Origin of the sequence: Thioalkalivibrio denitrificans, from assembly GCF_002000365.1 — a bacterium.
GTDB classification, from domain to species: domain Bacteria; phylum Pseudomonadota; class Gammaproteobacteria; order Ectothiorhodospirales; family Ectothiorhodospiraceae; genus Thioalkalivibrio_A; species Thioalkalivibrio_A denitrificans.
On record NZ_MVBK01000055.1, the window covers coordinates 1 to 1,623 of the forward strand.

The 1,623-nt window shown below is 62.1% G+C and carries 1 protein-coding gene; it reads left to right on the forward strand.

The features are described from left to right. Positions 1-88: 88 nt before the first annotated feature. The gene (locus B1C78_RS09665) at positions 89-1,402 is read left to right on the forward strand and encodes an IS1380 family transposase (protein ID WP_077278958.1); all 1,314 of its coding nucleotides are present in this window, start codon (positions 89-91) and stop codon (positions 1,400-1,402) included. Positions 1,403-1,623 lie beyond the last annotated feature (221 nt).

Consider the following 1,623-nt stretch of genomic DNA (forward strand, 5'->3'; position numbering starts at 1 on the left):
CCCCAATATTTCACCAATAAAAATGGCAAAGCCCGTGTAGTTCGATAAAATTCAGTTGCTTAGGCTGAAATCGAACTGGACTTTGCCAATGACAGAATGTACCCAAGAGTCGTTTGATTTTCCAGCGTGTCAACGCCGCCGGGTCGAGGCCCGTTTCGAGGGTGGCGAGATCACCAGTGACGGCGGAGTGTTGCTGCTGCGCCAAGCCGATCGTCGTCTGGGACTGAGTGAGGCGATGGCCAAGGTGCTGGAGGATGCGCGCCGGCGTGCCAGTTGCAGGCACACGCTGCTGAACCTGGTACGCCAGCGCCTCTATGCACTGGCGCTGGGGTATGAAGACCTCAACGACCATCAGCAGCTGCGCGAGGATCTGGCGTTACAGACGGCGGTGGAACGCGACACGCCCCTGGCCGGCGCCTCGACCCTGTGCCGCTGGGAGAACCAGGCCGATCGCCTGGCGGCATGGCGGTTGCACGAGGTGCTGCTCGAGCAGTTCATCGCCTCGTTTCGGCGTACGCCAAAGCGCCTGATCCTTGATTTCGATGCCACCGACGATGCGGTGCACGGGCGCCAGCAGGGGCGCTCTTTTCACGGTTACTATGACCGCTACTGCTTCCTTCCGCTGTATGTCTTTTGCGACAAGCAGCTGTTGGTCAGTTACCTGCGCCCGAGTCGGATCGACGCGGCCAAGCATGCCTGGGCGGTGCTCGCCCTGCTGGTCAAACGGCTGCGCCAGAACTGGCCGAAGGTGCGCATCGTGCTGCGCGCCGATTCGGGTTTCTGTCGCTGGAAGATGCTGCGCTGGTGCGAGCGCCACAACGTCGACTATCTGGTCGGCATCGCCCGCAACGAGCGACTCACTGCCCAGGCGCGGCCCTTTCTCGATGCCGCCGAGCAGGCCTTCCAGACAAGCGGGCGCAAGCAGCGCCGCTTCCATGTGATGTACTACGCCGCCAAGAGCTGGGACCGGCGCCGGCGCATCATCGTCAAGGCCGAGCACAGCGCCCAGGGCAGCAACCCACGCTATCTGGTCACCAACCTCAAGGCCAAACCCCAATACCTCTACGATCGGCTCTACTGCGCCCGCGGTGAGATGGAGAACCGCATCAAGGAGCAGCAACTCGATCTGTTTGCCGATCGCACCAGCTGTCACGCCTGGTGGGCGAACCAGTTTCGCCTCCTGCTCTCGAGCCTGGCCTACACCCTGCTTGAGGCGATCCGCCGCCTGGCGCTCAAGGGGACGCAACTGGCCAGCGCCTATGTGGGCACGATCCGCCTGAAGTTACTCAAGATCGGGGCGGTCATCACCCGCAACACGCGCCGCGTGCGCTTCCTGCTCTCGAGTGCCTATCCCTACCAGCGGCTTTTCGCCCACGTCGCCGCCAAGCTGCACCCGACGTAGCCGATTCCACACCCCACCCTCATTGGACATGCGGCTATGGCGCAGGGTGGCGCCTGCCTGGCTGGTGGGAAAAACGCTCGCTACGGCCTGTTCAGAGCGCCCCAATGCCATCTCGAGGGCACTTTCACCTCCTCCACAAGCCACAGATCACGCATCAGCGACTGTCTCACCCAAAAATCGACATCATTGACCAAAACCGGGCCTACTCATGCAACATTGGG